This window comes from Mesorhizobium sp. M7A.F.Ca.US.014.04.1.1, assembly GCF_003998745.1.
In the GTDB taxonomy this organism is placed as follows: Bacteria; Pseudomonadota; Alphaproteobacteria; order Rhizobiales; family Rhizobiaceae; genus Mesorhizobium; species Mesorhizobium ciceri.
Window position 1 is genome coordinate 1 of sequence record NZ_RZRW01001020.1, and the last position, 1252, is coordinate 1252.

At 61.1% G+C, this 1252-nt stretch carries 1 protein-coding gene; it reads right to left on the reverse strand.

Translation table 11 applies throughout. The features are described from left to right. The coding region (locus tag EOA22_RS34110; RefSeq protein ID WP_164756201.1) for an N-acetylmuramoyl-L-alanine amidase at window positions 1-826 on the reverse strand (826 nt) is incomplete at its 3' end. Between the last annotated feature and the right edge of the window lie 426 nt (window positions 827-1252).

A 1252-nucleotide genomic window follows, 5' to 3' on the forward strand; every position in this document is an offset into this window, starting at 1 on the left:
CCTTGACGCTGATCGTGTCGGCATGGATCGAAATAAGCAGGTCGGCCTCATGCTGACGGGCAATGCGCACGCGGTCGTCCAGACGCAGGAATTCGTCTGTGTCGCGCGTCATGAACACATCATAATTGCCGACGGCCGCGAGTTTGTCGCGCAGCTCCGTGGCGAAGGCCAGCGTGACGTTTTTTTCGATGGTGCCGTTCAGGCCCTCGGCACCGCCGTCGATGCCGCCATGGCCGGGGTCGATGACGACGGTGAACCGATGGCCCGGATTGGAGACCGGCCCGGTGCCGACCCGCCCTCCCTTGTCGGTCGAAACGGTCGATCCGGTGGTCAGCGCCTGATTGGCAAGTGCGGCATCGAACTCGCGTTCGGATGCCGCCGACATGTCGATGGCAATGCGGTAGCCGGTTCCGTCCTCGTTCTTGAGCACGTCGAGCTTGTCGACGGCAAAGGGTCCCTTGCCGGTGAGGATCAGACGCGAAACGCCCTCGCCGAGTTCGCCCAGGCGCACGCCCTTGACCAGGCCCCGCGCCTTCAAATCCTTGGCATCCACGGCGAATCTCGTATTCGCGAGATCGATGACAAGACGGTTGGGACCACGCAGCAGGAACCATTTGATATCGGGTTCGCGGTCGAAATCCATGACGATGCGCATCTTGGTGGCATCGCCGGCCATCTTGTAGCCTTTTGCCACGAGCGGAGCGTCGGCGGCACTGGCATTTGAGGACAAGACGGATGAGGCCGCCAGCAGCAGCAAGAGGCAGAAAGCGGCCAGGATCCGGCCGCCGACACGACATCCCTTGTCTGTGAAGTCCGCCAATCCCATCTCTCTTGCAGTCGCTCCCGGTTTGGCGCCCGGCGCCCGGTCGTTTCGTCGAAATGCCGGTTAGGCCGCGAACTCGATTAACGATTGGTATCCAGAGAAGGTTAACCAAGCCTTTTCATGCAGGGCCGCAAGCCTGGCTTTACGCTACGGAACGGCTTTTTGCCGGCATCGGAAATCGGGGTTGCCATCCACCCCGCCAAATCATAAAAGCGATGGTGGATCACTGCAATCCTGGAACCGCCCTCCTCCGCAGCTTCTTGCTACAGGGTCAGACGTAAAGGCGGCTCCTTTCGCTTCAGGCGAAAAGGGTTCAGGTGATCGCGACGAATTTCGCAGGCGTGCTCCCGTGGCGGGGGAATCGCCTGCGTGAGGAAAACGGCCGGGTTTGTTCCCGTGCCGGCTCTGTATGAGCAAACAAGCTGGTCC